This is a genomic window from Bradyrhizobium sp. WYCCWR 13022, assembly GCF_030435535.1.
GTDB lineage: Bacteria > Pseudomonadota > Alphaproteobacteria > Rhizobiales > Xanthobacteraceae > Bradyrhizobium.
Genome location: NZ_JAUIZJ010000027.1, coordinates 147,398 through 172,108 on the forward strand (window position 1 = coordinate 147,398; position 24,711 = coordinate 172,108).

General features: G+C 64.6%; 24 protein-coding genes. 6 read left to right on the forward strand and 18 right to left on the reverse strand.

Translation table 11 applies throughout. The features are described from left to right. Position 1: 1 nt before the first annotated feature. From QY049_RS32260 to QY049_RS32275, 4 genes are all read right to left on the reverse strand, one after another. On the reverse strand, positions 2–1,195 hold the full coding sequence (locus QY049_RS32260; protein ID WP_194482799.1) for an efflux RND transporter periplasmic adaptor subunit: 1,194 nt from the start codon (positions 1,193–1,195) through the stop codon (positions 2–4). A gap of 2 nt (positions 1,196–1,197) precedes the next feature. Further along, positions 1,198–1,899: a TetR/AcrR family transcriptional regulator gene (locus QY049_RS32265; protein ID WP_258762576.1), complete on the reverse strand. Its 702-nt coding sequence runs from the start codon at positions 1,897–1,899 to the stop codon at positions 1,198–1,200. Positions 1,900–2,042: 143 nt separating this feature from the next. Then, complete coding sequence (locus QY049_RS32270; RefSeq protein WP_258762577.1) at positions 2,043–2,633, reverse strand: thiamine pyrophosphate-dependent enzyme; 591 nt, start codon at positions 2,631–2,633, stop codon at positions 2,043–2,045. After that, positions 2,630–3,172 (reverse strand): phosphonopyruvate decarboxylase, encoded by a 543-nt coding sequence (locus tag QY049_RS32275; RefSeq protein WP_258762578.1) that lies wholly within the window; start codon positions 3,170–3,172, stop codon positions 2,630–2,632. The genes QY049_RS32270 and QY049_RS32275 overlap by 4 nt, the downstream gene beginning before the upstream one ends. Before the next feature lie 106 nt (positions 3,173–3,278). Here QY049_RS32275 and QY049_RS32280 point away from each other — a divergent pair, with 106 nt between their 5' ends. Together QY049_RS32280 and QY049_RS32285 are read left to right on the forward strand one after the other, a co-directional pair. Next, positions 3,279–4,499: a cytochrome P450 gene (locus QY049_RS32280; RefSeq protein WP_258762579.1), complete on the forward strand. Its 1,221-nt coding sequence runs from the start codon at positions 3,279–3,281 to the stop codon at positions 4,497–4,499. A gap of 6 nt (positions 4,500–4,505) precedes the next feature. Then, positions 4,506–5,183: a potassium channel family protein gene (locus QY049_RS32285; RefSeq protein WP_258762580.1), complete on the forward strand. Its 678-nt coding sequence runs from the start codon at positions 4,506–4,508 to the stop codon at positions 5,181–5,183. Between the two features lie 118 nt (positions 5,184–5,301). Here QY049_RS32285 and QY049_RS32290 read toward each other — a convergent pair whose 3' ends face one another. From QY049_RS32290 to QY049_RS32330, 9 genes are all read right to left on the reverse strand, one after another. Further along, positions 5,302–6,165: a sugar phosphate isomerase/epimerase gene (locus tag QY049_RS32290; protein WP_258762581.1), complete on the reverse strand. Its 864-nt coding sequence runs from the start codon at positions 6,163–6,165 to the stop codon at positions 5,302–5,304. Then, the gene (locus QY049_RS32295; RefSeq protein ID WP_258762582.1) at positions 6,165–7,355 is read right to left on the reverse strand and encodes a dihydrodipicolinate synthase family protein; all 1,191 of its coding nucleotides are present in this window, start codon (positions 7,353–7,355) and stop codon (positions 6,165–6,167) included. Before QY049_RS32295 ends, QY049_RS32290 begins: the two co-directional genes overlap by 1 nt. Positions 7,356–7,365: 10 nt before the next feature. Then, the gene (locus QY049_RS32300) at positions 7,366–8,517 is read right to left on the reverse strand and encodes a Gfo/Idh/MocA family protein (protein ID WP_258762583.1); all 1,152 of its coding nucleotides are present in this window, start codon (positions 8,515–8,517) and stop codon (positions 7,366–7,368) included. Continuing rightward, on the reverse strand, positions 8,514–9,911 hold the full coding sequence (locus QY049_RS32305) for a hypothetical protein (protein ID WP_258762584.1): 1,398 nt from the start codon (positions 9,909–9,911) through the stop codon (positions 8,514–8,516). The genes QY049_RS32300 and QY049_RS32305 overlap by 4 nt, the downstream gene beginning before the upstream one ends. A 129-nt stretch (positions 9,912–10,040) precedes the next feature. After that, positions 10,041–10,889, reverse strand: coding sequence for an ABC transporter ATP-binding protein (locus tag QY049_RS32310; RefSeq protein WP_194477018.1), 849 nt, complete (start codon positions 10,887–10,889; stop codon positions 10,041–10,043). Next, positions 10,886–11,878, reverse strand: coding sequence for an ABC transporter substrate-binding protein (locus QY049_RS32315; RefSeq protein ID WP_258762585.1), 993 nt, complete (start codon positions 11,876–11,878; stop codon positions 10,886–10,888). The genes QY049_RS32310 and QY049_RS32315 overlap by 4 nt, the downstream gene beginning before the upstream one ends. Positions 11,879–11,929: 51 nt before the next feature. Next, positions 11,930–12,739, reverse strand: a complete 810-nt coding sequence (locus QY049_RS32320) for an ABC transporter permease (RefSeq protein ID WP_258762586.1) — start codon at positions 12,737–12,739, stop codon at positions 11,930–11,932. Between the two features lie 324 nt (positions 12,740–13,063). Then, on the reverse strand, positions 13,064–13,720 hold the full coding sequence (locus QY049_RS32325; RefSeq protein ID WP_258767015.1) for a TetR/AcrR family transcriptional regulator: 657 nt from the start codon (positions 13,718–13,720) through the stop codon (positions 13,064–13,066). A 156-nt stretch (positions 13,721–13,876) separates the two neighbouring features. Then, complete coding sequence (locus QY049_RS32330) at positions 13,877–14,725, reverse strand: VOC family protein (protein ID WP_258762587.1); 849 nt, start codon at positions 14,723–14,725, stop codon at positions 13,877–13,879. 207 nt (positions 14,726–14,932) lie between these two features. On the opposite strand from QY049_RS32330, the gene QY049_RS32335 reads away from it, so the two are divergent. Together QY049_RS32335 and QY049_RS32340 are read left to right on the forward strand one after the other, a co-directional pair. After that, positions 14,933–15,826, forward strand: coding sequence for a sugar kinase (locus tag QY049_RS32335; protein WP_194477022.1), 894 nt, complete (start codon positions 14,933–14,935; stop codon positions 15,824–15,826). Positions 15,827–15,844: 18 nt separating this feature from the next. Beyond that, the gene (locus QY049_RS32340) at positions 15,845–16,759 is read left to right on the forward strand and encodes a ribokinase (protein WP_258762588.1); all 915 of its coding nucleotides are present in this window, start codon (positions 15,845–15,847) and stop codon (positions 16,757–16,759) included. Here QY049_RS32340 and QY049_RS32345 read toward each other — a convergent pair whose 3' ends face one another. Further along, the gene (locus tag QY049_RS32345) at positions 16,760–17,980 is read right to left on the reverse strand and encodes an NAD(P)/FAD-dependent oxidoreductase (protein ID WP_258762589.1); all 1,221 of its coding nucleotides are present in this window, start codon (positions 17,978–17,980) and stop codon (positions 16,760–16,762) included. 226 nt (positions 17,981–18,206) lie between these two features. Here QY049_RS32345 and QY049_RS32350 point away from each other — a divergent pair, with 226 nt between their 5' ends. Then, positions 18,207–19,001 carry an enoyl-CoA hydratase/isomerase family protein gene (locus QY049_RS32350; RefSeq protein WP_258762590.1) on the forward strand — a complete coding sequence of 265 codons (795 nt, stop codon included), beginning with the start codon at positions 18,207–18,209 and terminating at the stop codon, positions 18,999–19,001. Positions 19,002–19,004: 3 nt separating this feature from the next. Here the strand turns inward: QY049_RS32350 and QY049_RS32355 are convergent, their stop codons facing one another. The 4 genes from QY049_RS32355 to QY049_RS32370 form a co-directional block, all read right to left on the reverse strand. Further along, the gene (locus QY049_RS32355) at positions 19,005–20,345 is read right to left on the reverse strand and encodes a TRAP transporter large permease (RefSeq protein ID WP_258762591.1); all 1,341 of its coding nucleotides are present in this window, start codon (positions 20,343–20,345) and stop codon (positions 19,005–19,007) included. Beyond that, complete coding sequence (locus QY049_RS32360) at positions 20,342–20,908, reverse strand: TRAP transporter small permease (RefSeq protein WP_194477027.1); 567 nt, start codon at positions 20,906–20,908, stop codon at positions 20,342–20,344. Before QY049_RS32360 ends, QY049_RS32355 begins: the two co-directional genes overlap by 4 nt. Before the next feature lie 147 nt (positions 20,909–21,055). Beyond that, entirely contained in the window at positions 21,056–22,051 is a 996-nt protein-coding gene (locus tag QY049_RS32365) for a TRAP transporter substrate-binding protein (RefSeq protein ID WP_301270394.1), read from the reverse strand. 63 nt (positions 22,052–22,114) lie between these two features. After that, positions 22,115–23,833: an IlvD/Edd family dehydratase gene (locus QY049_RS32370; RefSeq protein WP_258762592.1), complete on the reverse strand. Its 1,719-nt coding sequence runs from the start codon at positions 23,831–23,833 to the stop codon at positions 22,115–22,117. A 175-nt stretch (positions 23,834–24,008) separates the two neighbouring features. Here QY049_RS32370 and QY049_RS32375 point away from each other — a divergent pair, with 175 nt between their 5' ends. Then, positions 24,009–24,689 carry a GntR family transcriptional regulator gene (locus QY049_RS32375; RefSeq protein ID WP_258762593.1) on the forward strand — a complete coding sequence of 227 codons (681 nt, stop codon included), beginning with the start codon at positions 24,009–24,011 and terminating at the stop codon, positions 24,687–24,689. Positions 24,690–24,711: the final 22 nt, after the last annotated feature.

The window sequence follows — 24,711 nt, forward strand, 5'->3', positions numbered from 1 at the left end:
GTCAGTAGCGTGGCGGCTGCGCAGGGATCTGCGGAGCGGGGTCGGTCGAGATCGCGACAGCAGCGCCCGACTGCAGCTTGAGCTGGCCGACGGCGACGACCTTGTCGCCCACCTTCAAGCCCTTGATGATCTCGACGCGGCCATTGACCCGGTTGCCGGTCTGCACGAACGTGCGCACCGCGTTCAGGCTGGTCTTGCCGTCCTCTCCCTGCTTCTCGGTGATCACGAACACGGAGTCGCCGTACAGCGTGTAGTCGACGGCCGTCTCCGGAACGGTGATCACGGCCGGCTTGTCCGGCAGCACCACCGTGGTGGTCACGAACATGCCCGGCTTCAGGATCTTCTCGGGGTTGGCAATCGTTGCCTGCACGCGAATGTTGCGCGTGTCGGCGGCGATCTGCGGCTCGATCGTGGTGATCTTGCCGTCGAAGGTACGGCCCGGATAGGCGTCGACCTTCAGCCGGACCGACTGGCCGACCTTGAGGCTGGCCGAATCCTTCTCCGTCACCGTGAAGTTCGCCCATAGCTGCGACAGATCGGTCAGCGAGACGATCGCCGTGCCGGCCGTCAGATACTGGCCAACCTCGACCTTGCGGACGCCGAGGTCGCCGGAGAACGGCGCGCGGACGAGCTTCTGCGAAATCAGCGCTTCGGTCTTGGCGATGCCGGCCAGCGCCTGGTCGTAGGCGGCCTGCGCGGAATCGACGGTCGCCTGCGGACCGAACTGGCGCGAGGCCAGTTGCTTGGCGCGATCCAGCGACAGCTGCGCGACTGTTGCCTGCGCCTTGTAGTTGGCGAGATCGCCCTGATCCGGCGCGTCGAACAGCTGCACCAGCGGCGTGCCGGCTTCGACATGGGTGCCGGGCTCGAACTTGATCTCGGTGACGCGGCCGTTGACGTCGGCGGTGACGTCGACCTGGTGCACGGCGGCGAGGCCACCGACCGCGGTCAGCAGGTTCGGCACCACCTCGGATTTCGCCTCGGCCGCACTGACCAGGGTCGGCGGCGGCTTGTTGTTGGCGAAGAACTGCTTGATCATCTGGCCACGGAAATAATTGAACCAGACGAGGCCACCGACCAACGCGGCCAGGAGCGTGCCGACGATGATGAACCAGAGCACCGGGCGGACCGGACGCTTGGGGGCCTTGCTGTCGATCGGTTCGCCCGAAATCTTGTGTTCGGCTACGATGTTCATTGTCATGCGCTTTCTGCAATCGCCGTCTTGCCCGCATCCGCGGCCTGATCGCGGCCCAAATGCGAAGCAATTGCGGCGTCGTTAAGTCCGATACCCCTCAGGAGAAACTCACAAAGCTGCCGCTCCAGATCGTTCGCCCTGCCGTAGGCAAGACAGGGCACGGAGGGTAGCCTGGTCAGCGCGGCGGTCATCACCGTATGATGCGCAAACCAGAACAGGTTGAGCGGTTCACTGCCACAGGCCCGCGCATCGCCGGCGGCGACCGCGCGTTCGAGCGAGGCGACGAAGACCGCTCCGATCAGAGTCTCGATCTTGGCATATAGCAAACGAGCGAATTCGCCATCATCCAGATGACTAGTGGCCATCAGTCGCAGGCGCTGGGCCTCTTCCTGGTCGGGCCCGTCGGCGATCAGCAGGAAATGCTGGACCATGCCACGGATCAGTTCGACCAGGGTGGCCGTCGACGGCTCGCGCTCGAGCAGTTCGGTCAGCGCCGGGTCCGCCTCGCACTCGTCGCTGAGGATTTCGGCATAGAGCGCCGCCTTGGACGGGAAATGCTTGAACAGCAGCGCCTCGGAAATGGCAGCGGCGGCCGCCACGCTCTTGGTCGTGGTGCCGTTATAGCCGTGTCGGGCAAAGCAGCGTTTCGCGGCTCCGAGGATCAATTGACGCCTCAGGTCGCTCGTCATACGCAATGAGCTCATGTTAGTGAGTAAGCACTCACCCACGCCAAAGTCAAGCAGAATGCTGCATCGCAACCTAAGTACGTGAGAAACCGTTGGAAATTGGTCACAGTTTACCGCGGCGGGGCGAACGCCGCCCGCAGGGAGGCAGATCGAGGTCGGCGTCAGATCGGCTGGAAGCCGAGGTCGCCGCGGATCCGGTTGACGATGTAGGTTCCATCCCGGCTGGGCAGGATCCGGTCGACGCTGGCGCTGTCGATCTTCACATTGGCAAACCGGGGCCCCGCCGAGAGGTCGTGGACGGCTTTGGCAAAGGCTTCCACCTCGCCCATGGTCGAGATCGCCCGGCTGTCGGCGATGCCGCAGGCTCTGGCAACGCCGACGAGGTCGGCAGCAGCCGAGGTGTGGCTGGTCTGACCGCCGGTTTCGCCATAGGCCTCGTTGTCGAGCACTGCGATCGAGAGGTTGGATGGCTTCTGCAAGCCGATGGTGGCAAGGCTGCCCATGCCCATCAGCATCTCGCCATCGCCGGTGATGACCAGCACCGGGAGCTTGGGCTGCGCCAGCGCCAGGCCCAGGCCGATCATCGCAGCCCCGCCCATCCCGCCCCAGAGGTAAAAGTTGCGGGCATGATCGCCGGCGGCAGTGATGTCGTTGGTCGAGGCACCGAGGCCACCGATCGCGACGACGTCCTCGCGGTCCGCAAGCAGCGCGGAGACCACCTGGCGGCGGTCGAGGAGATTGGCCTTGCTCATTTGGTGAAAACCTTGGCGCCGATCAGGCGCTGCGACAGCAGGACGGCGGTGGGCGTGAGCGCGTTGTAGGCCTGCGCCGCGGCGGCTTCGAGCACAGCCGGCACCTCCGCCGCGTTCGAGGCGCGCAGCACCTTGATGCCGGAGAGCTCGAGCACGCCCTGCGCGGTCGAGCCCATCGGCACCTGCCACGGATTGAACTCGCCCCATTCGCCGCGCATGGTCACGAGCGTGAGGAACGGAAAGCGCAGGATCGGGATCAGCGACAACATGTTGATGCAATTGCCGACGCCGCTCGACTGCATCAGAAGCACGCCGCGCTGGCCGCCGGTCCAGGCGCCGGCGAGCAGCGCCACGCCCTCCTCCTCCGTCGTCAGCGGAATGCCGCGCATGGTGGAGGAGCCCAGCACGCGCTGGATCAGCTTCGAATGGCCGGCATCGGGCACGTAAGCTACCTGCCGGACGTCGAAGCGTTGCAAGGTCGCGAAAATATCGTCGGGCCAGCTCGGGGCCGTGTCGGCAGCGTCAGCGCGGGCGTGCATTTTCCTGTCCGGTCGGCTTGCAAATCACGGCATGACTGTAGACGGTGACGTGCAACGCTCGAAAGAGCGAAAACGGCATATCGGGCTTAACCGGCGAGTATGGCGGATGAACGCAAGTGCGAAAGAATTGGCGGCCAGCTTCGATCTGGCGAAGCTGACGAGCGAATTCTACGACGATCCCTACCCGACTTATCGTGCACTGCGGGAGAACGAGCCGGTCAAGCGGCTCGCGAGCGGCACCGTATTCCTGACACGCTACGACGACCTCGTCGCCACCTACAAGAACACGAAGTCGTTCAGCTCCGACAAGAAGCGCGAGTTCGCGCCGAAATACGGCGACACGCCGCTCTACGAGCATCACACAACCAGCCTCGTCTTCAATGATCCGCCGGCGCACACTCGGGTGCGGCGCCTGATCATGGGCGCGCTGTCGCCGCGCGCGATCGCCGGCATGGAGGGCGACATCGTCAAGCTGGTCGACGGTCTGCTCGACGCCATCGCCGCCAAGGGGCATTGCGAGTTGATCGAGGATTTCGCCGCCTCGATCCCCATCGAGGTGATTGGCAATCTGCTCGACGTGCCGCACGAGGAGCGCGCGCCGCTGCGCGACTGGTCGCTGGCGATCCTTGGCGCGCTCGAGCCGGTCGTGTCGCCCGAGGCGGCCGCGCGCGGCAACAAGGCGGTGACGGATTTCCTGGCCTATCTCGAAACGCTGGTCGCGCGCCGGCGGCAGAAGCCGGGCAATCCCGATCGTGACGTGCTGACCCGCCTGATCCAGGGCGAAGAGAACGGCGAGCGGCTGACCGAGAAGGAGCTGCTGCACAACTGCATCTTCCTGCTCAATGCCGGGCACGAGACGACCACCAATCTGATCGGCAACGGCCTCGTGGCGCTGGATCGGAATCCGGAGCAGAAGCAGCGGCTGATCGACAACCCTGATCTGATCAAGACCGCAGTGGAGGAGATCCTTCGCTACGAAAGCTCGAACCAGCTCGGCAACCGCATGACGACCGAGCCGGTCGAGCTCGGCGGCGTGATGCTCGAAGCGGGCACGTCGGTGACGCTGTGCATCGGCGCTGCCAACCGCGACCCCGCGCAGTTTCCCGATCCCGAGCGCTTCGACGTCGCGCGCACGCCCAACCGACATCTCGCCTTTGCCACCGGTGCGCATCAATGCGCCGGCATGGCGCTGGCGCGGCTCGAAGGCGCGATTGCGATCTCGCGCTTCCTGGCGCGCTTCCCGGACTATGCCGTCAGCGGCCCGCCGGTGCGCGGAGGGCGCGTGAGGTTTCGCGGCTTCCTGAGCGTCCCCTGCTCGATCGGCTGAGGCGTGATGAAGATCGATCAATTGCGCAAACGCTGGGCCGATCCGGCCCTGACGGTGCTGACGGTGCTGCTGGTGATCATGATGTTCGTGATCTCGCCGCTGCAGGCGCTGGGGCTGTTTGCATTCCAGGTGTCCGAGCTCGTGCTGGCGCTGCTGCTGGTCTGCGGCATCTTCGTGATATCGGGCAGCCCGGTCGCGGTCGTCGCGATGCTGATCGCACTTGCGATGATCGTGACAGGCGCGATCCTGCGGATCAGATCGCCATCCATTCTCGACCTCAACCTGTTCGCCGGCTCGTGGTTCATCGTGGGAACGACGATGGCCTGGGCCGTGGCGCGCCAGACCTTCGCACCCGGCCGCGTGACCTATCATCGCGTCATCGGCGCCGTGCTGCTCTATCTGACGGTCGCGGTGATCTTCTCCGCCCTTTACGTCTTCATCGGCTCGCTGGATCCGGTTGCGTTCGTCAGCATGAAGGTGACGGACAGTCCCAAGCTTGCGAGCGACGTCATCTATTTCAGCTTCGCCACGATGACCACGACCGGCTATGGCGACGTCGCGCCGCTGCACCCCGTTGCGCGCAGCCTGTGCAACATGGAGGCGATCTTCGGTCAGCTCTATCCGGCGACGCTGCTGGCGCGGCTGGTGACGCTCGAGATCGAGCACCGCAATCAGGACTCCTGAAGTCAAAAGTCGAAAACAACCCCATGCACAGTAGAGCGTGGGGCGGCGGAACTTGGCTAGTGGATCCGCCGAAGCATCTGACTTGCCGCACAAATCTGCGCGGCACGCGCGAGAACCGCTAAACCACCGTCCGGTGACGCTCGATGCAGGTGCGCAGCACCTCGTCCATGGGCTTGGCCCACCACTCGTTCGAGAAAATCTCGATCTCCGAATAGCCGGCAAAGCCCTGCGCCTCGACGGCAGCACGAGCGGATTTGATGTCGATGACGCCGTCGCCCATCATGCCGCGGTCGTTGAGGATGTCCCTGGTCGGCACCAGCCAGTCGCAGACGTGGAACGCGAGCAGGCGATCCTCGCCGGCGCGGGCAATCTGGCCCATCAGCTCGGGATCCCACCAGATGTGATAGACGTCGAGCGCGACGCCGAGCATGCCGGTACGATCAGGGTCGAGCCGATCGCAGATGTCGAGCGCCTGCTTCGTCGTGTTCACGCAGGCGCGATCGGCGGCATAGGCCGGATGCAATGGCTCGATCGCCAGCGGCAGCTTTGCCTGCCTGGCATAGTCGAGCATGTCGGCGAGCGCTTCCTCGACCTGCCCGCGTGCCGCAGCGATATCCTTCGAGGGTTCGCTGCCCGGCCGCGAATATTGCGGCAGGCCGCCGACGACGAGAACGATGCAGGGTGCACCCAGCGCCTTGGCCTCATCGACACAGCGCCTATTATCGTCACGCACCTCGCCGCGGCGCGAGGTATCAGAGGTGAACATGCCGCCGCGGCAATAGCCTGATAGTTCGAGGCCCGCATCGCGCACGGCGCGCACAGCACGATCGAGGCCGACTGAAGCGACCTGGTCGCGCCAGGGATCTATGGCGCGGATGCCGTGGCTGGCGCAGGCATTGACGATCTGGATGAGATCACCCTGCTTGCGGACGGTCGCGGTGTTCAGCGACAGCCAGCGGTGGTCGGACGAGAAATCGCGCATCAGGCGTCCAGTCCATGCGAGGCCAGCACGGTCCTCATCCGCCGCGTCGCCAATTCAGGGTTGGCGAGCAGGCCGGCCTGGTCGGCGAGGCGGAACAGCTCGGCCAGATGCAGCATCGAGCGCGCGCTTTCCTGTCCCCCGACCATGGTGAAATGATCCTGGTGGCCGTTGAGATAAGCCATGAAGACGACGCCCGTCTTGTAGAAGCGCGTCGGCGCCTTGAAGATGTGGCGCGACAGCGGTACCGTCGGCCCCAGCACGTCATGGAAACCGGCCTCGTCGCCGGCCGCGAGTCGCGACAACGCGTAGGACGCCGCCGGCGCGATGGCATCGAAGATGCCGAGCAGCGCATGCGAAAAGCCCTGTTCGTCCCCGGCGATCAGCTCGGCATAATTGAAGTCGTCGCCGGTGTACATCCTGATGCGCTTGTCCAGGCGTCGGCGCATGTCGATCTCGCGCTGCTTGTCGAGCAGCGAGACCTTGACGCCGTCGACCTTGGCGGCGTTGCCGTTGATGATGGCGACGGCCGTGTCCATCGCCTTGTCGAGATCCTTTGTGCCCCAATACCCCGTCAGCGCAGGATCGAACATATCACCGAGCCAGTGGATGATGACGGGCTCGCGGACCTGCGACAGCACGCGATCGTAGACCCTGGCGTAGTCGTCGGCGTTGCGGCCGAGCTTTGCCAGCGCGCGCGACGCCATCAGGATGATGCGGCCTCCGACCTTTTCGACGGCGGAGATCTGTTCCTCATAGGCGCGGACCACGTCGTCGAGACTCCTGGCATCCTCGACCGCGAGATGGTCGGTGCCGGCGCCCGAGAACACCAGCGCATTGCGACGCTTGGCTGCGCCGACCGAACGCGTGATCAGCTCCAGCGACGTCGGCCAGTCCAGTCCCATGCCGCGCTGCGCGGTGTCCATGGCCTCGGCGACGCCGAGCCCGAGGTCCCAGACGTGCTCGCGGAAGGCGATGGTCTTGTCCCAGTCGACGGCCACCGAGAGCCAGGGATCGTTGTCCGCGAAGGGATCGGCCACCGTGTGCACGGCCGAGAAGGCAATGCGGTTCAGGGGCCCTTCGAGCTTTGCGGGGAACGTGCGCGAGGCGGCGAGCCGATAGGTCTCGACCGAACGATCGGCCTTCGGCAGCTTCAGCGACAAGGACGATATTGGCTGGACGGGCTTGTTCATCTGTCCTTCCTCAGGCCTTGATCGGGGCGACGTCGATCCAGCGCCGCTCCTTCCAGCTCTTCAGCGCGCATTCGGCGAGCTGCACGCCCTTGGCGCCTTCGAGCAGCGTGAACTTGTAGGGCGCATCCTCGTAGACGTGGCGGATGAACATCTCCCACTGCTCCTTGAAGCCGTTGTCGTAGGTGACGTTGTCCGGCAGCTTCTGCCAGTCGCCGTAGAAATCGTGCAGCCGCTTCTCGTCGGGATTCCACACCGGCCTCGGGGTAGCCTGCCGCGCCTGGATCATGCAGTCGGTGAGGCCCGCGACCGCCGATCCGTGGCTGCCATCGACCTGGAAGGTGACGAGGTCGTCGCGATAGACCCGCGTCACCCAGGACATGTTGATGTGGGCGATGACACCGCCTTCGAGCTGGAAGGTCGCGTAGGCGGAATCGTCCGCGGTCGCTTTGTACGCCTTGCCCTGCTCGTCAAAACGCTCGGGGATATCGGTGTTGCCGATGCAGACCACGCTCTGGACGTTGCCGAAGAGATTGTCGAGCACGTAGCGCCAGTGGCAGACCATGTCGAGGATGATGCCGCCGCCGTCCTCCTCGCGGTAGTTCCAGGACGGCCGCTGCGCTTCCTGCCAGCCGCCCTCGAACACCCAATAGCCGAACTCGCCGCGCACCGAGAGGATGCGGCCGAAGAAACCGGAATCGCGCAGGAAGGCGATCTTCTTCAGGCCGGGCAGAAACAGCTTGTCCTGAACCGTGCCGTGCTTGACGCCCTTGGCATTGGCGAGCTTGACGACTTCGAGCGCCTCTTCAAAGTTGGTCGCGATCGGCTTCTCGCAATAGACGTGCTTGCCGGCATTGATGGCCTGGGTCAGCAGACCGGGCCGCGCCTGCGTCGTCGCGGCATCGAAGAACATGGTGTCGTTCTTGTCGGCGAGCGCGGCGTCGAGGTCCGTGGTCCAGCGCGTGACGTTGTAGCGCTTCGCAAGCGCCTCGACCTTCTCGGCGCTGCGGCCGACCAGGATTGGATCGGGCATGACGCGGTCGCCGTTCTTCAGGCGGACACCGCCCTGGTCGCGGATCGCGACGATCGAGCGGATCAGATGCTGGTTGAGCCCCATGCGGCCGGTGACGCCGTTCATGATGAGGCCGAGGCGTTGCGTGGTCATGCCAGATGCTCCTGTAGCGATTTTGGCTGTTCGAGCGGACGAAGCGCCGACCAGTCCGGATGGACCGACGTCGCAAAGCCCGCTCCATGAAGCGATCCCGTCAGGAGATCGCCGTCGTGAATGGAAAGGCGGATGCCCCGCCCGGCATCGGCATAGAGATCGGGATGCGCGGCCGCGAAGGCCGCAGCTTCGGCCGCCGGCGTCTCGCCAAAGCCGTCGACATAGTGATGGCCGTTGCGCTCGGCATGGGCGACACCGATGAAGGCGCCGAGCGCGAGGTCCTGTTGCACGGCAAGACCTGCCTGGCAGGTCAGATCCTCGCCGGTGACGAAGAATTTTTCGCCGCTCGCGCTCCATTTCGCCGCGCGCGCTGCGTTGACGATGGACTTGTAGAGACCCTTGCAGGACTTCGAGGAAATGCCGCGATAGCCAAGTGCCCGCGCCGCCGGGAAAGCATCGTAGGAGTCGTCGGCCTCGTCGATGATGAAGCCGCGCGCGGCGAGCGATCCGAGCGGCGTTCGCCTTGTGATGTCGCGCGGCATCGGCTGTTCGATATAGAGCAGTCTCGATGACATCGACCGCAGCGCGGGCTCGCGATCGAGCCGGTCGATCAGTGCATGCAGCGCGGCAAGGTCGGCATATTGCTCGTTGGCATCGAGCGTCACCCTGTAGTCGCGGCCGAGCGTGTCGAGCTCCCCAGAGATCCGCACCAGCCGTGCCGCGTCAGCCGCTGGATCGCCCGACAATTTGAGCTTGAAGTGACCAGCGCCGGCGTTCTCGTGTGCATCGGCGACACCACCCCTACCTTCGACAGTGTCGTCGAGGCCGACAGTATGCCTAATCGCAACGTGCGGTAGCGGTTTGCGACCGGCGAGAAACGTCGTGAGGTCGGCGTCCTTCAGGTCGGGCGAGAGCCTCGCATCGATGCCGGCAATATTGCCATTCATCCCGTCGAAGAAGTTGGTCGCGGTGGCACGCAGCAGCGCATCGAGGATCGCCTTGTCGATCTCCGCCGGGCCGTAGGCGGCGGCAAGCGCTGGAATGTTCTTCTTCGCACAGGTCGCGATCTGCGCCCCAATGCACGAGGCATGCAGATCGAACGCCGCCTGAAATCCGGTCCGGGCAAGATAAAGCCCGCGCGCGATCTCCAGCGAGCGCCGCAAGCCGTCGACCGTCTGCGCCGGCGACAGTTCCGGCCGCTTGTCGAACCATTTGGGGACCAGCAACTCGGCGCTCGCGCCGACGGCGACGCCCTTCCCTTCGACCTCGATCTCGACTCTCACGAACAGCTGGGGCGTCGCGTTGATCGTGATCGCGCCAAAGCGGAACGGCCGCGCGAAATGCACGGGACGTTCGAAGAAGGCGATATCTCGCAGCTTCAGGCGCACGGACATGATCCTATGAAGGTCGTCATGCCCGGGCTTGTCCCGGGCATCCACCTTCTTTGTCGCGCGGGGCAAGACGTGGATGGCCGGGTCAAGCCCGGCCATGACGCTCTGAAAGTTCGAGCTGCTCCCATCGCCCTAATCCAACGTCCCTTGCGAGAAGAAATGCTTGCGGATGCGTTGCACGAGTTCGGTGAAAACAGGGTCCGCCATCACGTCGAGCGAGCGTGGGCGCGGCAGCGGCACGTCGTAGATTGCTGCGATCGCACCGGGCCGTTCGGTCATGACCAGCACGCGGTCGGCGAGGAACACGGCCTCCGGAATCGAATGCGTGATCAGCAAAACCGTTTTCCTGGTCTCGCGCTGGATCCGCATCAGTTCGACATTCATGCGCTCGCGCGTCAGCGCATCGAGGGCGCCGAACGGCTCGTCCATCAGCATGATCCTGGGATCGTGCACCAGCGCGCGGCAGATCGAGGCGCGCTGCTGCATGCCGCCGGAGAGCTGCCAAGGCAGCTTCTTCTCGAACCCTTCGAGCCCAACGAGCTTCAACAGCGCCTTTGCGCGCGCGAGATATTCGTCCCGCGGCAGCCGCTTCATGTCGATCGGCAGCATCACGTTGGAGAGGATGTTGCGCCAGGGCAGCAGCAGCGCGTTCTGGAAGACGATGCCGACATTGCCGTGCGGCTTCGTCACCTTCTCGCCCTCGACCAAAACCTCGCCCGTCGTCGGCGGCAGCAGGCCCGAGATCAGCTTGAGCAGCGTGGACTTGCCGCAGCCGGATGGGCCGACCACGACGAAGAACTCACCGTCGTTGATGTGGAAGTCGAGCGGCCGCAGCGACGGCACATCGCCGTCGCGCGTCCGGTAGGTCTTGGACACGCCGGACAGATGAATGCCCGACGCATCGCCGGCAGCCCGGTCGCTCACCAATCGGAGATGGGCGGCGGGCTGCACGGTTTCATTCGATACAGTCGCTGGTTTCACGAGCCACTCTTCGGCAGATAATCGTTGGTGTAGAAGGCCTTTGGGTTCTCCTTTGCCTTTGCATCGAGCCCGCCATATTCGACCATCAGGTTGACGCTATCGGTCATGTTCTGGTCGGTGACCTGGAACGGCCGCTTGCTCTTGGTCTCCGCGGTCCGGTAGAGCGGAATGGTCAGCTCAAAGCCCTGCGTCAGCGTATCGATCTTGCCGCCCTTGGGGTTGGCATCGAGGATCGACTGAGCAGCAGCCCTAGGCTCCTTCTCGGCAGCTTCCACCGCCTTGGTCGTCGCCGACATGAAGCGGCGGACGAGATCGGCATGGGCCTTAACGTAGTCCGTGTTCGCGATGATGCCTGACGAGACCATGTTGATGCCGTAGTCGGCGAACTTGATCGGGAACACGTCCTTCCCCGTCGCGTCCTTGATCTTCATCGACTGGTCCATGACGTAGCCGAGCAAGAGATCGGCCTGGCCGTTGATGACGGCGTTGAGCTTGGTCTGGCCGTCGCCGGCAACCGTCTGGAAATCGCTTTCCTTCAGGCCCGTCTTCTTCAGGAACAGCGGCCAGATCTGGGTCATGGAATCGGCCGGCGTGATCGCTACCGTCTTGCCCTTGATGTCTTCGGGCTTCCGGATGTTCTTGTCGGCAAACCCCATCGCGGACATCGGTGAGGTCTGCAGCAGCACGCCGGTCGCAATCACGGGTGCGCCCTTGATCGCGGCACGCATCATGGTGGGCACGTCGACATAGCCGAAATCGGCGGTCTTGGCGGCGACGGCCTGCGTGGTCGCGGCCGAACCGCGACCTTCCTGGATCTCGAGGTCGATGCCTTCGGCGGCGTAAATGCCCTTGGCCTTGCCGTAATAGAACGGCGCGTGCTCGCCATAGACGTACCAGTTCAGCATCAGCACGACCTTGTCGGCCGCCTGCGCCGGCGAAACTGCAAACGTCATCAGCGCCACGGATGCAGCTCCAATCCACCGCTTCATCGTCACTCTCCCTTGTCTTTATGTTCGGCCGTTGCTGGCCGTTGCTTGAAGTTAAGAAGCGAAAATCACGTCCTCCCGCTGGCTGACATGCCAGGGAATGATCAGCTTCTCGATCCGGTCGACGATCCAGAACAGGATGACGCCGAGCAGTGCGAGGATGACGAGGGCTGCAAACATCGTCGGCAGGTCGAACGTGCCGATCGAGCGCTGCATCACATAGCCGATACCGGAATTGGAGCCGACGAACTCGCCGACGACGGCGCCGACGACGGCGAGCGTCACCGAGACCTTCAGGCCGGAGAAGATCGCGGGCAGCGCATGCGGCAGGTTCACCGCGCAAAACACCTGAAAGCGGCTGCCCTGCATGGCGCGGGCGAGATCGACCATGTCGGGATCGACCGACTTGAAGCCCTGCACCGCCGAGACCACGACGGGGAAAAAGCCGAGCAGGAACGCCGAGATCACCTTGGGGATGATGCCGAAACCGAACCACACCACGAACAGCGGCGCGATCGCGATCTTCGGCACGGATTGGGAGAACACCAAGAGCGGATAGACGTAGCTTTCGACCGTTTTCGAGCCCGCGATCAGCATGGCTACGGGAATGCCGAACAGCGCCGACAGCAGGAAGCCGCAGACGGTCGCATAGGTCGTCGGCCAGCACTGGCGCAGCAGTTCCGGCCAGTCGGAGCGGAGCACCGCGACGACGTCGGCCGGCGACGGGATCTGGTAGGCAGGGATCTTGAACAGCCGGATCGCGAGATCCCAGGCCACGACGATGAAAACCAGAAACAGAAACGGCCGCACCCAGGCCGCATTCAGCATCTTGGACACCGCACCCTGCGGCTTCAGTTCAGCCACGCTTCACTCCCGGTCGTCTTCTTCGTTCGGGGAGAAATTAACCCGTTGGATAAATACTGTCCAGAGGTTTCCCTGTGACGTTTTGCGGCGGGTTCCGGTGGGTTTGGCGGCATTTGGAATTGATGGCAGCGCCAAATCCCCGGTGTCGTCCTGGCGAAGGCCAGGACCCATTACCCCAGGGAGGAATTTGGCGAAGGCCGGTAGGGCCTAGCACCGCACGCCATCGATAGATCACGAGATATGGGTTCTGGCTTTCGCCAGGACGACGATGGGGAAGGATATCGCGCAACAAACTCAGCGGCGCGGGGAGCGAAGCTGCAAGCCTTAAACCGTCTGCTCCACCGTCGCGCGCGACTTCGGCGCGGCAACCTCGAACAGTGCGGCCGACCGGCCCGTCAGCGCGGCCAGCACCAGGCCGACCATGTGCGCAAGGCGCTCGTCCTTTGCGTCCTTGGCCATCAAGTCACGACCAAAGATCACGCTGAGCGTTGCCGAGTTGGAGAGATAGAAGAAGCTGAGCGCCGCGATCGAGATGTAGAGCTGCACCGGGTCGACCGCGACCTGGAAATCGCCGCTGTGGACGCCGCGCCGCACCACGGTGCCGATCATCTCGACGAAGGGCGAGTGCATCGACTTGACCTTGGTCGAGCGCTTCAGATGTTTTGCGCGCGCAAGGTTTTCGGTCTGGAGCAGCGACAGGAATTCCGGATTGCGCAGGAAGTAGCCCCAGGTGAATTCGATCAGCCGCCTGATCGCCTCGGGCGGATCGAGATGTTCGAGATCCAGCCCCCGCTCCTCGCTGCGGATCTTGTCATAGGCGCCTTCGAGCACCGCGAGGTAGAGGTCGTCCTTGTTGCCGACATGGTAGTACAGCATGCGCTTGTTGGCGCCGGCCTTGGCCGCGATGCGGTCGACACGCGCGCCGGCGAGCCCGTGAGCGGAAAACTCCTGCTTGGCCGCCTCGAGAATGCGCAGCCGCATCCCCTCGGGGTCGCGCTGCCATTTCAGGGTTCGCTTTGCCGTTGCCTTCGCCAAACCGGGTGCTCGCTGGGTGCTTACGGCACGTGATGTACCACGCTCCCGCCATCATTGCGAGGAGCCCTTGCGACGAAGCAACGACGAGGAAAGAGCGGCGCCCTACTCCACCGGCTTCGGCGAGCGCTCCAGCAGCACGGTCTGGATCCCGCAGGTGCCGCTGCGCACCGTCATGATCCGCGTGCCCGGCTTGCGTCCGTTGCGCACTTCGGAGACGTCGAGGCCGGCGGCGATCAGGCGGGCGCGGGTGGCGTCGATGTCGGCGACGCGCCAGCTCAGGCCCCAGAGCCGGTCATGCTGGGAGTCCCCGCCCGCCACGGGGCGGCGCACCACCTCGACGATCAGGTCGCCGCAGCGGAAGAACATCAGCTGCCCCCAGTCATGGTGCGAGCGGTCGAGCGCGAGGTCGAGCCCGAGCCGCGCGCCGTAGAGCGCAGCGGCGCGATCGGAATCCTCCGTCGTGATGACGACGTGATCGAGCCCGTCGATCGGCGCGAAGTCTGAAGCCACCGACTTCGGACGCTCCTCGGCGAGTTCGAGGAAGAACATGCGGACGCCCCGCGTCAGTTCGGTCGCGGCCCGCGTGCGCTTCCAGTGCAGGGACGCACCCGATACATCGTCGCTGCTCTCGACCTCGGCAATCGGGTCAGGCTTCAGCGCCACACGGTCCAGCCGCCGGTGCATCCTGCCCATGTCAGCGACGCGAAAGCACAGGCTGGCGAGCACGCCCTCCTGGTCGTCGAGCAGCGCTCGCATCCGGTCGGCCGTCGCGGTAAAGCCGCTCGGCGCCATCAATTCGATGGTCATGTTATCGAGGGTGAACAGCACGCGGTCGGCGCCCTCGCCGGAATTCTGCCAGGCCGGCGCGCGGGCGAGCAGCGTCTGATAGGCCGCCTTGGCCGCACCGATATCCTTGACGAGAACAACGATGTGATCGAGGCCGGTGATCATGCTTGTCCCTTTTGATCGACCTGGAACCATGCCCGGACAACGGCAAATGTCAGGGCTTGGCACGGGCCTGACATGGTCGTATTCCGGCGCCATGCCGACCTCAAGCGCTTCAGGGCGGTTTTGCGAATAATTTCCGCGTTCTCCGCGCGGAACCGGTGCTAGAGTAACCGCGCCGGCCGGGACCACCCAGCGCATCACGGACAAGCAATGCAGGCTCTCTTTATCGGACAGACCTATATCGACGTCGTCTTCATCACCGACCACATGCCGACCGGCGACGAAAAGCACGTGGCAACGGACTATGCGGTTTCCTTCGGCGGCAATGCGGTCACGGCGGCGTTCTGCTGCGCCAAGCTCGGCATCGTGCCGGATCTGATCGCCACCGCGGCCAATGACTGGCTGGGCCGCATGTTCCAGGACATGTGCGCGAAATACGCGATCTCGCTGCACGGGCGGAAGGTGAACCAGTCCTCGCTGTCCTTCATCATGCCGAAGGACGGCAAGCGCGCCATCGTCCGCTGCCGCGACGACGAGCACATCCACCCCTTCCCGATGCTCAATCTCGGCGGCTGCCGCGCGCTGCATGTCGACGGCCATCAGCCCGATGCGGCGATTCACTATGCAAAAGTCTGCCGCGAGGCCGGCATCCTGACCTCGCTCGACGGCGGCGGCCTGCGCACCAACACGCATGAGCTGCTGGAATACATCGACGTCGCCATCGTCGCCGAACGTCTCTGCGAACAGATGGACCTGACGCCGGAGAAGATGCTCGACTACCTCAAGGGCCGCGGCTGCAAGATCGGCGGCGTCACCATGGGCGAGAAGGGCCTGCTCTGGTACGACGAAACCGGGACGGTGCAAGTGATGCCGGCGATGCCGATCCCGCGCGAGCGCGTGATCGACACCAACGGCGCGGGCGATGTCTTCCACGGCGCCTATGTCTATTCCTATCTGGCCCACCCGGGCAAAAGCTGGCGAGAGCATTTTGATTTCGCCCGGGCCGCCTCGACCTTCAAGATCCAGCGTCTCGGCAACGAGGCGGGTCTACCGACCCTTGTGGACATCGCCAAAGTCAGGCACGAGTTCGAAGTTCGAGTCTAAGCTTCGCAAGGGTGGGTCATGGGGCGCGTCTTCGTTGCCGGCAGCATCAACATGGATGTGGTGGCGACCGCCGATCGCCATCCAAAAGTCGGCGAGACCGTCGCAGGCCGCGAGGTGCTGTATTTCCCGGGCGGCAAGGGCGCAAACCAGGCTGTCGCGGCGTCCAGGCTCGGCGCGAAGACGACGCTGATCGGGCGGCTGGGCAGGGACGCGTTCGGGGCCGAGCTTCGGGCGTTTCTCGGCGCGCAGGGCGTCGATCTCGGCTCCGTGCGCGAGGCCAACACGCATAGCGGCACCGCGATCATCACGGTCGCGGCCTCCGACAACACCATCGTCGTCATTCCCGGCAGCAATGCGCTGGTCGGCGCGGACGACGTCGCGGACGTGCCGCTGACGAAGGGCGATGTCGCGGTCAGCCAGTTCGAGATCCCGCTGCCGACGATTGCGGCGTTCTTTCAACGGGCGCGCGCGGCCGGGGCGACGACGGTGCTCAATCCGGCTCCCGCGCAAAAGATGTCCGGAGAGCTGCTCGCACTGGTCGACATTCTCGTGCTGAACGAGACCGAGCTTGGTTACCTCGCGGGCGCCGAACTCAGCGACGGCGACGAGGCCGCGAAGATCTTTGCGGTGGCGCGACAGCTTCAGGCGCGCGCGGACCAGACCATCTGCATCACGCTGGGCAAACGCGGCGTGCTCGCGCTCGCGGCCAGTGAGGAATTCGCCGTGCCCGGCCGCGCGGTGAAGGCGGTCGACACGACGGGCGCCGGCGATTGCTTCGTCGGCGCGCTCGCATCGCAACTCGCTGACGGCGTGCCCTTGCGCGCAGCCCTCGCCTTCGCCAACGCCGCCGCCTCGATCAGCGTGCAGCGCATGGGCGCAGGTCCCTCGATGCCGACCGCCGCGGAAGTGGCCGCAGTGCTCGGCGCCGGCTGATCAGGCCAGCGCGCTCTTCAGGTCGAAGCTTTCATCCGCGGCCTGCTCCGGCGTGATCGAGCGGTCCATCGCCTGCAAGCGGCGGCCGAACATGTGATCGCCGGCGCGGTTGACGGACTCGATGCCGAGCAATCTATCGCCGTGATAGCAGAACGCCGAAAACGCCTTCCTGGCGGGATCGCCGCGCAGCACGACGCGGTCGTAGCCGGTGGTGAGGCCCGCGATCTGGAGCTTGTCGTCGCCCTGGTCGCTCCAGAACCAGGGATGGCCGTCGTAGGCCTTCCTGTCGCCGGTCAGCCGCGCCGCGAGGCAGCGGGCGTGGTCGGTGGCGTTCTGCACGGACTCCAGCCGCAGCGAGCCGCCGAAGCGGGGGCTCGCGAACAGCGCGCAATCGCCGATCGCAGAGATGTCGGGATCGGCCGTCGACAGATACTCATCGACGATGATGCCGGCGGCAACGGGAAGCCCCGCCTCGGCCGCAAGCTCGATGTTCGGCAGCACGCCGACGCCGACCACGACGAGGTCGGCGGGCAGATGCCGTCCGTCGCTCAAGGAGACGCCGGTGACCTTGCCGTTCTCGGCCTCGATCGACGTTGCCTGCACGCCGAGGTGAATGCGGATGCCGGCCTCGCGGTGCCGGGCCTGGAAATATTCCGAGACCTCCGCCGTCACCGCGCGCGCCATCACGCGGGGGGCGAGCTCGAGCACGTCGACCTCGAGGCCCTTGATCCGCGCGGTGGCGGCGAATTCGAGGCCGATGAAGCCGGCGCCGATGATCACGGCGCGCGTCTTCGACGGCATGATTTGCCTGAGCGACTCGCTCTCGTCGAGGATGCGCAAATATTTCACGTCAGGCAGATTGGCGTTGGGCAGATCGAGCAGCCGGTTGCGCGCGCCGGTCGCCAGCACGAGATGGCCGTAGGGCAGCGTCTCGCCGGAGGCGAGCAGAACTTTTCGCGCCGCGCGATCGATCGACACGGCGCGACCCGAGATCAGCTCGATCTTCTGGTCCTGGTAGAATTTTTCGGGGCGGAACATCAGGCTCTCCGGCCCCGCCGAGCCCTTGATGTAGGCCTTGGACAGAGGCGGCCGCTGATAGGGCAGATGCGCCTCGTCGTTGATCAGGCAGATGCGATCCGCAAAACCCGCCTGCCGCAGGGATGCAGCGACCTGGTAGCCGCCATGGCCGGCACCGACAATGATGACAGGACCTTCCGTCATTGGACAGCCCATTTCCGCAAGACACGAGCATCACCCATGTCGTCTCCTCTCTCTGATCTGGCTTGGCTAGCCTAGGAGGAGCCGGCGCTCGTGTCCGTCCCTAAACGAAGGCGGCCCCATTTGAGCCGATCATTCCGCCGCGCGCAAGGGGCGGCACCTGGGGATTGTCTCCTCCGCCCTTCTGCGATTTAGTTGCAGCAACAGACCTCATGCCGGGGATATTCCGATGCCAGCTCCCGTCTCCAAGCCCGACGACCCCGCGCTGCTGCGGATCGACGGCCCGATCGCGACCATCACGCTCAACCGCCCTGCCGCGTTCAACTCGATCAACCTTGCGATCGCGCAGAAGCTGGAACAGCTCGCTTCATATATCGAGGGCGACGACGCCATCAAGGTGTTGGTGATCGAGGGCGAGGGCCGCGCGTTTTCGGCCGGCGGAGATCTGCAGACGATCGGTGCAGCGGCCGAGGCCAACAACGTGACGCCGGTCGTCGGCGAGCTGCTCAAGCACTATCATGCTTTCATCGAGATCATCAGGCGCATGCCGAAGATCTCGCTGTCGAGCGTGCACGGCTCTGCGGCCGGCGCCGGGATGGGCCTCGCCTTCGTCACCGACCTCTGCATCGCTGCCGATGATGCCAAGTTCACGCCGGCCTACGCCAAGATCGGCGTGTCGCCGGATGGCGGCTCGACGGTCGGGATCGTCGGCACGGTCGGCTCGCGCCGCGCGCTGCAGATCTTCCTGGCCGAGGACAATTTTACCGCGCAGCAGGCCCATGAATGGGGCCTCGTCGCCAAGACCGTTCCCGCTGCCGAACTGAAGGCGGCGACGCGGCAGTTCGCCGAACGGCTGGCACAGAACCCGGCGGCTGCGATATCAGGCACCAAATCGCTGGTCTATGCGGCTGCCACCACGCCGGTGAAGCAGCAGCTCGATGCCGAGGAGCACAAGATCATCATGGCGATGAACACGGAGGAGTTTCGCGTCGCCGTGAAGAAGTTCACGAGCAAGGGCAAGTGACATCTACTTCGGACAGATGTAGCCGGTGCCCGCCGGCGACTTGAAGCAGCCGACCGATTCCGGCAACACTTTCTGCGGCAGCCACAGCACCACGCTGGGGAAATAGATCGCGAACGCGATGGTGGCGAAGAACACCACATAGATCGGCAGCGCCGCGCGCAGCGCTTTCGCAAAGCTGACGCCGACGAATTTCGAGGCCATCAGCAGCACCAAACCGTAAGGCGGCGTGATCAGCCCGAAGGCGAGCGTCGCGATCAGCACGACGCCCATGTGGACGCCGTTGATGTCGCCGGCTTCCGTCAGCGTGTTGACCAGCGGCATGAAGATGATGATGGTCGGCACCGGCTCGATGAAGTCGCCGACCACGGTGAACAGCAGCACCATCAGCAGCATGATCAGATGCGGATCGTGGCCCGCGATCGAGGTGATCATCTCGGCGATGTAGCTCGCGCCGCGCAGATAGGCGAGCATCCAGCCGAAGGCGTTGGCCGCGCCGATGGTGATCAGCGGCAGCGAGAAGATCAGGCCGGCCAAACAAAAGTCGTAGGGGATTTTCCTGAAATGCCCGCGGTTGAGCGCGGGGATCACCACCAGGATGATCCAGACCACGGCGACGACGCCGGCCTCCGTCGGCGTGAACCAGCCGGTCAGGATGCCGCCCAGCAGGATCACGGGGATCATCAGCGGCAGGGCCGCGTCGCCGGCCGCGAACACGACCTGCCGCAGCGGCGCGCGCGGCTTGCGCAGGCCTGATGGCCCGAAGAAATAGCAGTAGATCATCAGCCCGAAGCCGATCATCAGGCCCGGCACCACGCCCGCCATGAACAGGCCGGCGATCGAGACGTTGCCCACCGCGCCATAAACCACGGCCGTGATGCTCGGCGGCACCAGCGCCGCAATGGTCGAGGCGGACGCGATGATCGCGGCAATGAAGGCGGGCTCGTAGCCCTCGCGCTTCATCGGGCCACCGAGCGCGCGGCTCATCACGGCGACGTCGGCCGTGGTCGAGCCCGACATTTCCGAGAAGAACATGCTGAAGACGACGACGACCTGCGACAGCCCGCCCCTGATATGCCCGACCAGCGACACCGAGAGGTTGGCTATTCGCACCACCACGTTGGCCGAGCTCATGAGCTCGCCGACCAGCAGGAAGAACGGGATCGCCAGCAGCGCCTCGGAATCGACGCCGTCGAAAATCTTCTGGATGATTGCGGCGAGCGAGACGTCGGACAGGACAGCGCCGATGAACACGCCGGCCATCAGCGAGAACGGCACGGGCACGCCGAGATAGCCGAACGACAGGAAGCAGATCGACATCAACGCCAGGACGACAGGTGCGCTCACGGCTGCGCCCTCGCCTGCGTTTCGGTGGCGTCCTCGTCCGGAGCTTCGGGATGATCAAAGCCGTTGCGCAGGCCGTTGACGAGCTGCTCGATGGTGAACAGGCCGACCAGGATGCCGGACAATGGGATAATTGCGTAAAGCGAGGCGATCGGCGTGCCCGAGGGCAAACGAAAACTGCCGAAGCCGCGAAGATAGTTCTGGTAGCCATACCAGATCAGGCAGAAGGCGACGCCGAGCACGATGAGGCGGATGATGACCTCGACGATGACCCTGGGCGCGCCATGCATCGCCTCGGAAATCGCGGTGAGGTAGAGGTGATCGTTGCGCCGCGTCGCCACCGCGGTGCCGACGAAGATCGCGTAGATGAACAGCGTCGAGGTGACTTCCTGCAGCCACAGCCAGGGATGGCCGATGGTGCGGGTGACGATGTCGGCGGTCACCGACAACGAGAAGCCGAAGCACAGCACGCCGCAGAGGATCATGAGTGTCAGCTCGAGCCAGTCGAGCCAGCGCCATTTCAGATGGCGCTGGCGTCGCAATACGAGCTTGTCGGCGATGGGCATCCGTGTCGTCCCGGCGAAGGCCGGGACCCATAGCCCCAGGCCGTTATGATGAAAGCAAGCTGGCAGCCACCGTGCCCTAAGCACCGCTGCGGAATATGGGTCCCGGCTTTCGCCGGGACGACGCATGGAGGTAACGGAGACCGCGGCCTAGTTAATCGACCGGATCAAGTTCTTGATCTTCTCGGCATGCGGGCCGAGCTCCTTGGCGAGCTTGTCGAGATAGGGATCGGCGATCGCCGTGAAGCTCTTCTTGTCGACGTTGTCGACGATCTTGACGCCCATCTTCTTCAGCTTCTCGGCCGCGCTCCGCTCGAGGTCGAATGCCTTCGCCGGCTCCTTGGTGCTGATCTCGTTGGCCGCGGTCTGCACCCAGCCCTTCTGCTCGGCCGAGAGGCTTTGCCAGAGCTTGTCGGAGACGAACACCAGCGCGTTGTTGGCCTCGTGCTCGGTGATATTCAGCACCGGCGCGACCTCGTAGTGCTTGTTGACGAGGTAGACGTTGATGCTGTTCTCGGCGACGTCGACCACGCCTGTTTGCAACGACGTGTAGACGCTGCCGAACGGCATGTGCACGGTCTGGGCGCCATAGGCCGGGAACATGGTGTCCTCGGTCGCCGTCGCCTGCACGCGCACCTTCAGGCCCTTGATGTCGCCGACATTGTGGATCTCCTTCTTGGAGTACATGTGGCGCACGCCCTGCGAGCCCGTTCCGATGAGGTGCAAGCCCTGCGAGGTCTCCTCGATCATGGCCTTGAGCGCTTCGAACACGCGGGGATCGGCCAGCCCCTTGATCACGTGCTGCTCGTCGCGGAACAGATAGTGCAGCGACATCACGCCGGCCTGCGGCGAGATCGTCGCGGTGTTGGCCGAGGAGACGATGGAGAATTCGACGTCGCCGGATTTCACGAGCTGGAGCACCTGCGGCTCCTGGCCGAGTTGCGCGCCCGGATACTGGTCGATGATCATGGTGCCTTTGCTCAATTCCTTGAGCTTGTCGGCAAAGAGGTCGCCGGCGATGGAATAGCCGGTGTTGCGGGGCTGGTCATAGGCGAAGCGATAGTGCTTCACCTCCTGTGCCCCGGCTCCCGTGACGAACAGAACGGCGGCCGCAGCCACCAGCCCACGCATGGATCGTGCAATCATCGTCTCCCCCTGTGTTTTATCGCCCGCCGCTTCTGCGGTCTGGGCGTGCGTTCAAGTCGTTAATCAGCCCTTCTCAGTCTTCTTCCCAGTCCTCTGCATGAAGTCGAAGTCGCAGCCCTCGTCGGCCTGCATGATGGTCTCGTTGAACAGCCAGGCATAGCCGCGGCGGGCTTCATCGGGCGCTGCGGCCGGCTTCACGGCCGCGCGCCGGCGTTCCAGCTCCGCGGCATCGACCAGTAGCTCGATGCTGCGCCTGGCCACATCCAGGCTGATCATGTCGCCGTTCTTCACCAGCGCCAGCGGCCCGCCGACGGCAGATTCCGGCGTGATGTGGAGCACGATGGTGCCGAACGCGGTGCCGCTCATGCGCGCATCGGAAATCCGCACCATGTCCTTGGTGCCGGCACGCGCGAGCTTCTTCGGGATTGGCAAATAGCCGGCCTCGGGCATGCCAGGCGCGCCCTTGGGGCCGGCATTGCGCAGCACCAGCACGTCGTCGGCGGTGACGTCGAGCTCGGGATCGTCAACCCGCAAGGTCATGTCCTCGACGGATTCGAACACCACTGCGCGCCCGGTGTGCTTCAACAGCTTCGGGCTCGCCGCCGACTGCTTGATGACGGCGCCGCGCGGCGCGAGGTTACCGTGCAGGACGGCAAGGCCGCCTTCCTTCTTGATCGGATTGTCGCGCGACCGGATCGCGTCCTGGCCGGGCACGTCTTCCGCATTGACGACGACGTCGCGCAGCGTATGGCCGGAGATCGTCCTGGCGTCGAGATCGACGAGATCGCCGAGCTGCTTCAGCAGTTTCGGCACGCCGCCGGCGTGGTGGAAATGCTCCATGTAGTGCTCGCCCGACGGCTTGAGATCGACCAGAACAGGCACTTCCCGGCCGATCTGGTCGAAGACCTCGAGATCGAGCCGGTGCGGCGAGCGATGCGCCATCGCGGTCAGATGGATCAGGCCGTTGGTCGAGCCGCCGATCGCCTGCAACACGACTTGCGCATTCCTGAACGAGGCCGGCGTCAGGAATTCGCTCGGCTTCGGCCCCTTGGTCTTGGCCATCTCGGCGGCGACCCGGCCGCTCGCCTCGGCGAGACGGAAACGCTCGGCGTGCGGCGCCGGAATTGTGGCGCTCATCGGCAGCGACAGGCCCATCGCTTCGATCATGCAGGCCATGGTCGAGGCCGTGCCCATCACCATGCAGGTGCCGACCGACGGCGCGAGGCGGCCGTTCACGGCTTCGATCTCGGCATCGTCGATGTCGCCAGCGCGGTAGTTGCCCCACAACCTGCGGCAGTCCGTGCAGGCGCCGAGCACCTCGCCCTTGTGATGGCCGACCACCATGGGACCGACGGGAATGACCACGGTTGGCAGATCGGCGCTGATCGCCGCCATCACCTGCGCCGGCAAGGTCTTGTCGCAGCCACCGATCACGATCACCGAATCCATCGGCTGGGCCCGGATCATCTCCTCGGTATCCATCGCCATCAGGTTGCGCAGATACATCGAGGTCGGATGCGCAAAGCTCTCGGCGATCGAGATGGTCGGGAACACGAACGGCATCGCGCCCGACAGCATCACGCCGCGCTTGGCGGCTTCGATGATCTGGGGGACGTTGCCGTGGCAGGGATTGTAATCGCTATAGGTGTTGGTGATGCCGACGATCGGGCGCTCCAGCGCATCGTCGGAATAGCCCATCGCCTTGATGAACGCCTTGCGCAGGAACAGCGAGAAGCCGGCATCGCCGTAGCTCGTCAGACCCTTGCGCAAACCACTCGTCATCATACCGCTCCTTCTTGCTTCCCATTGTGCTACAGCCTGCCCCATGATTGTCAATAAGATTGGGCTGGATTGCCGCGATTTCTGGTTCCTGGCACCGCCGACAGACACAATTATTGACAATCTGGCACCGCCCTGCTCCACAGAGCGGACCGGCGAGGGGCCGGAGGCCGAGGGCATGTCCGACATCCGCACCGCAGACGCCATGCCTGTCAGGCGCGACGATCCTGATGACGTCGTCGCGCGGCTGGAGGAGGACATCATCTTCGGCCGCCTGCCGCCGGGCGCGCGCCTGACCGAGGACGCGCTGATGTCGCGCTACGGCACCTCGCGCCATTTCGTGCGCCAGGCCTTGGTGGACGCCGAGCGCCGCGGCATCGTCCGCCGCGAGAAGAATGTCGGCGCCACCGTGCGGTTCTATTCGGCCGAGGAAGTCCGGCAGATCTACGAGGTCAGGGAGATGCTGACGCGGCAGGCCGCGCTGATGATCCCCCTGCCCGCGGCGCAAGGCCTGATCGACGAACTCACCGCGCTGCAACGCGACTATTGCGCAAAGGCTGATATCCGCGACCTGCGCGGCATCCACGAGGCCAACGACGCCTTCCACGTCGCGCTGTTCTCAGCCTGCGGCAATCCCTATCTGGTCCGCTCGCTCCAGGACTACATGAACCTGACGCTGCCGATGCGCGCCAAGAACCTCGCCGACCGCGAAGGGCTCGCGCAGTCGCGCCGCCAGCACGAGCTGATGATCCAGCTGCTGAAGGGACGCGACAGCTGGGCACTGGCACAGCTCTGTGTGGATCACATGCAGTTCAGCAAAGAGGATTATCTGGCGAGGATTGCGGTCGAGGATCACTAGCGATCGCGCTCGCTGGACCGGA

Bases quoted from the DNA above. Each gene is read 5' to 3' on its own strand.
- QY049_RS32260 (WP_194482799.1), bottom strand. From the start codon at position 1,195: ATGAACATCGTAGCCGAACACAAGATTTCGGGCGAACCGATCGACAGC.
- QY049_RS32265 (WP_258762576.1), bottom strand. From the start codon at position 1,899: ATGAGCTCATTGCGTATGACGAGCGACCTGAGGCGTCAATTGATCCTC.
- QY049_RS32270 (WP_258762577.1), bottom strand. From the start codon at position 2,633: ATGAGCAAGGCCAATCTCCTCGACCGCCGCCAGGTGGTCTCCGCGCTG.
- QY049_RS32275 (WP_258762578.1), bottom strand. From the start codon at position 3,172: ATGCACGCCCGCGCTGACGCTGCCGACACGGCCCCGAGCTGGCCCGAC.
- QY049_RS32280 (WP_258762579.1), top strand. From the start codon at position 3,279: ATGAACGCAAGTGCGAAAGAATTGGCGGCCAGCTTCGATCTGGCGAAG.
- QY049_RS32285 (WP_258762580.1), top strand. From the start codon at position 4,506: ATGAAGATCGATCAATTGCGCAAACGCTGGGCCGATCCGGCCCTGACG.
- QY049_RS32290 (WP_258762581.1), bottom strand. From the start codon at position 6,165: ATGCGCGATTTCTCGTCCGACCACCGCTGGCTGTCGCTGAACACCGCG.
- QY049_RS32295 (WP_258762582.1), bottom strand. From the start codon at position 7,355: ATGAACAAGCCCGTCCAGCCAATATCGTCCTTGTCGCTGAAGCTGCCG.
- QY049_RS32300 (WP_258762583.1), bottom strand. From the start codon at position 8,517: ATGACCACGCAACGCCTCGGCCTCATCATGAACGGCGTCACCGGCCGC.
- QY049_RS32305 (WP_258762584.1), bottom strand. From the start codon at position 9,911: ATGTCCGTGCGCCTGAAGCTGCGAGATATCGCCTTCTTCGAACGTCCC.
- QY049_RS32315 (WP_258762585.1), bottom strand. From the start codon at position 11,878: ATGAAGCGGTGGATTGGAGCTGCATCCGTGGCGCTGATGACGTTTGCA.
- QY049_RS32325 (WP_258767015.1), bottom strand. From the start codon at position 13,720: ATGCGGCTGCGCATTCTCGAGGCGGCCAAGCAGGAGTTTTCCGCTCAC.
- QY049_RS32330 (WP_258762587.1), bottom strand. From the start codon at position 14,725: ATGATCACCGGCCTCGATCACATCGTTGTTCTCGTCAAGGATATCGGT.
- QY049_RS32335 (WP_194477022.1), top strand. From the start codon at position 14,933: ATGCAGGCTCTCTTTATCGGACAGACCTATATCGACGTCGTCTTCATC.
- QY049_RS32340 (WP_258762588.1), top strand. From the start codon at position 15,845: ATGGGGCGCGTCTTCGTTGCCGGCAGCATCAACATGGATGTGGTGGCG.
- QY049_RS32345 (WP_258762589.1), bottom strand. From the start codon at position 17,980: ATGACGGAAGGTCCTGTCATCATTGTCGGTGCCGGCCATGGCGGCTAC.
- QY049_RS32350 (WP_258762590.1), top strand. From the start codon at position 18,207: ATGCCAGCTCCCGTCTCCAAGCCCGACGACCCCGCGCTGCTGCGGATC.
- QY049_RS32360 (WP_194477027.1), bottom strand. From the start codon at position 20,908: ATGCCCATCGCCGACAAGCTCGTATTGCGACGCCAGCGCCATCTGAAA.
- QY049_RS32365 (WP_301270394.1), bottom strand. From the start codon at position 22,051: ATGATTGCACGATCCATGCGTGGGCTGGTGGCTGCGGCCGCCGTTCTG.
- QY049_RS32370 (WP_258762592.1), bottom strand. From the start codon at position 23,833: ATGACGAGTGGTTTGCGCAAGGGTCTGACGAGCTACGGCGATGCCGGC.
- QY049_RS32375 (WP_258762593.1), top strand. From the start codon at position 24,009: ATGTCCGACATCCGCACCGCAGACGCCATGCCTGTCAGGCGCGACGAT.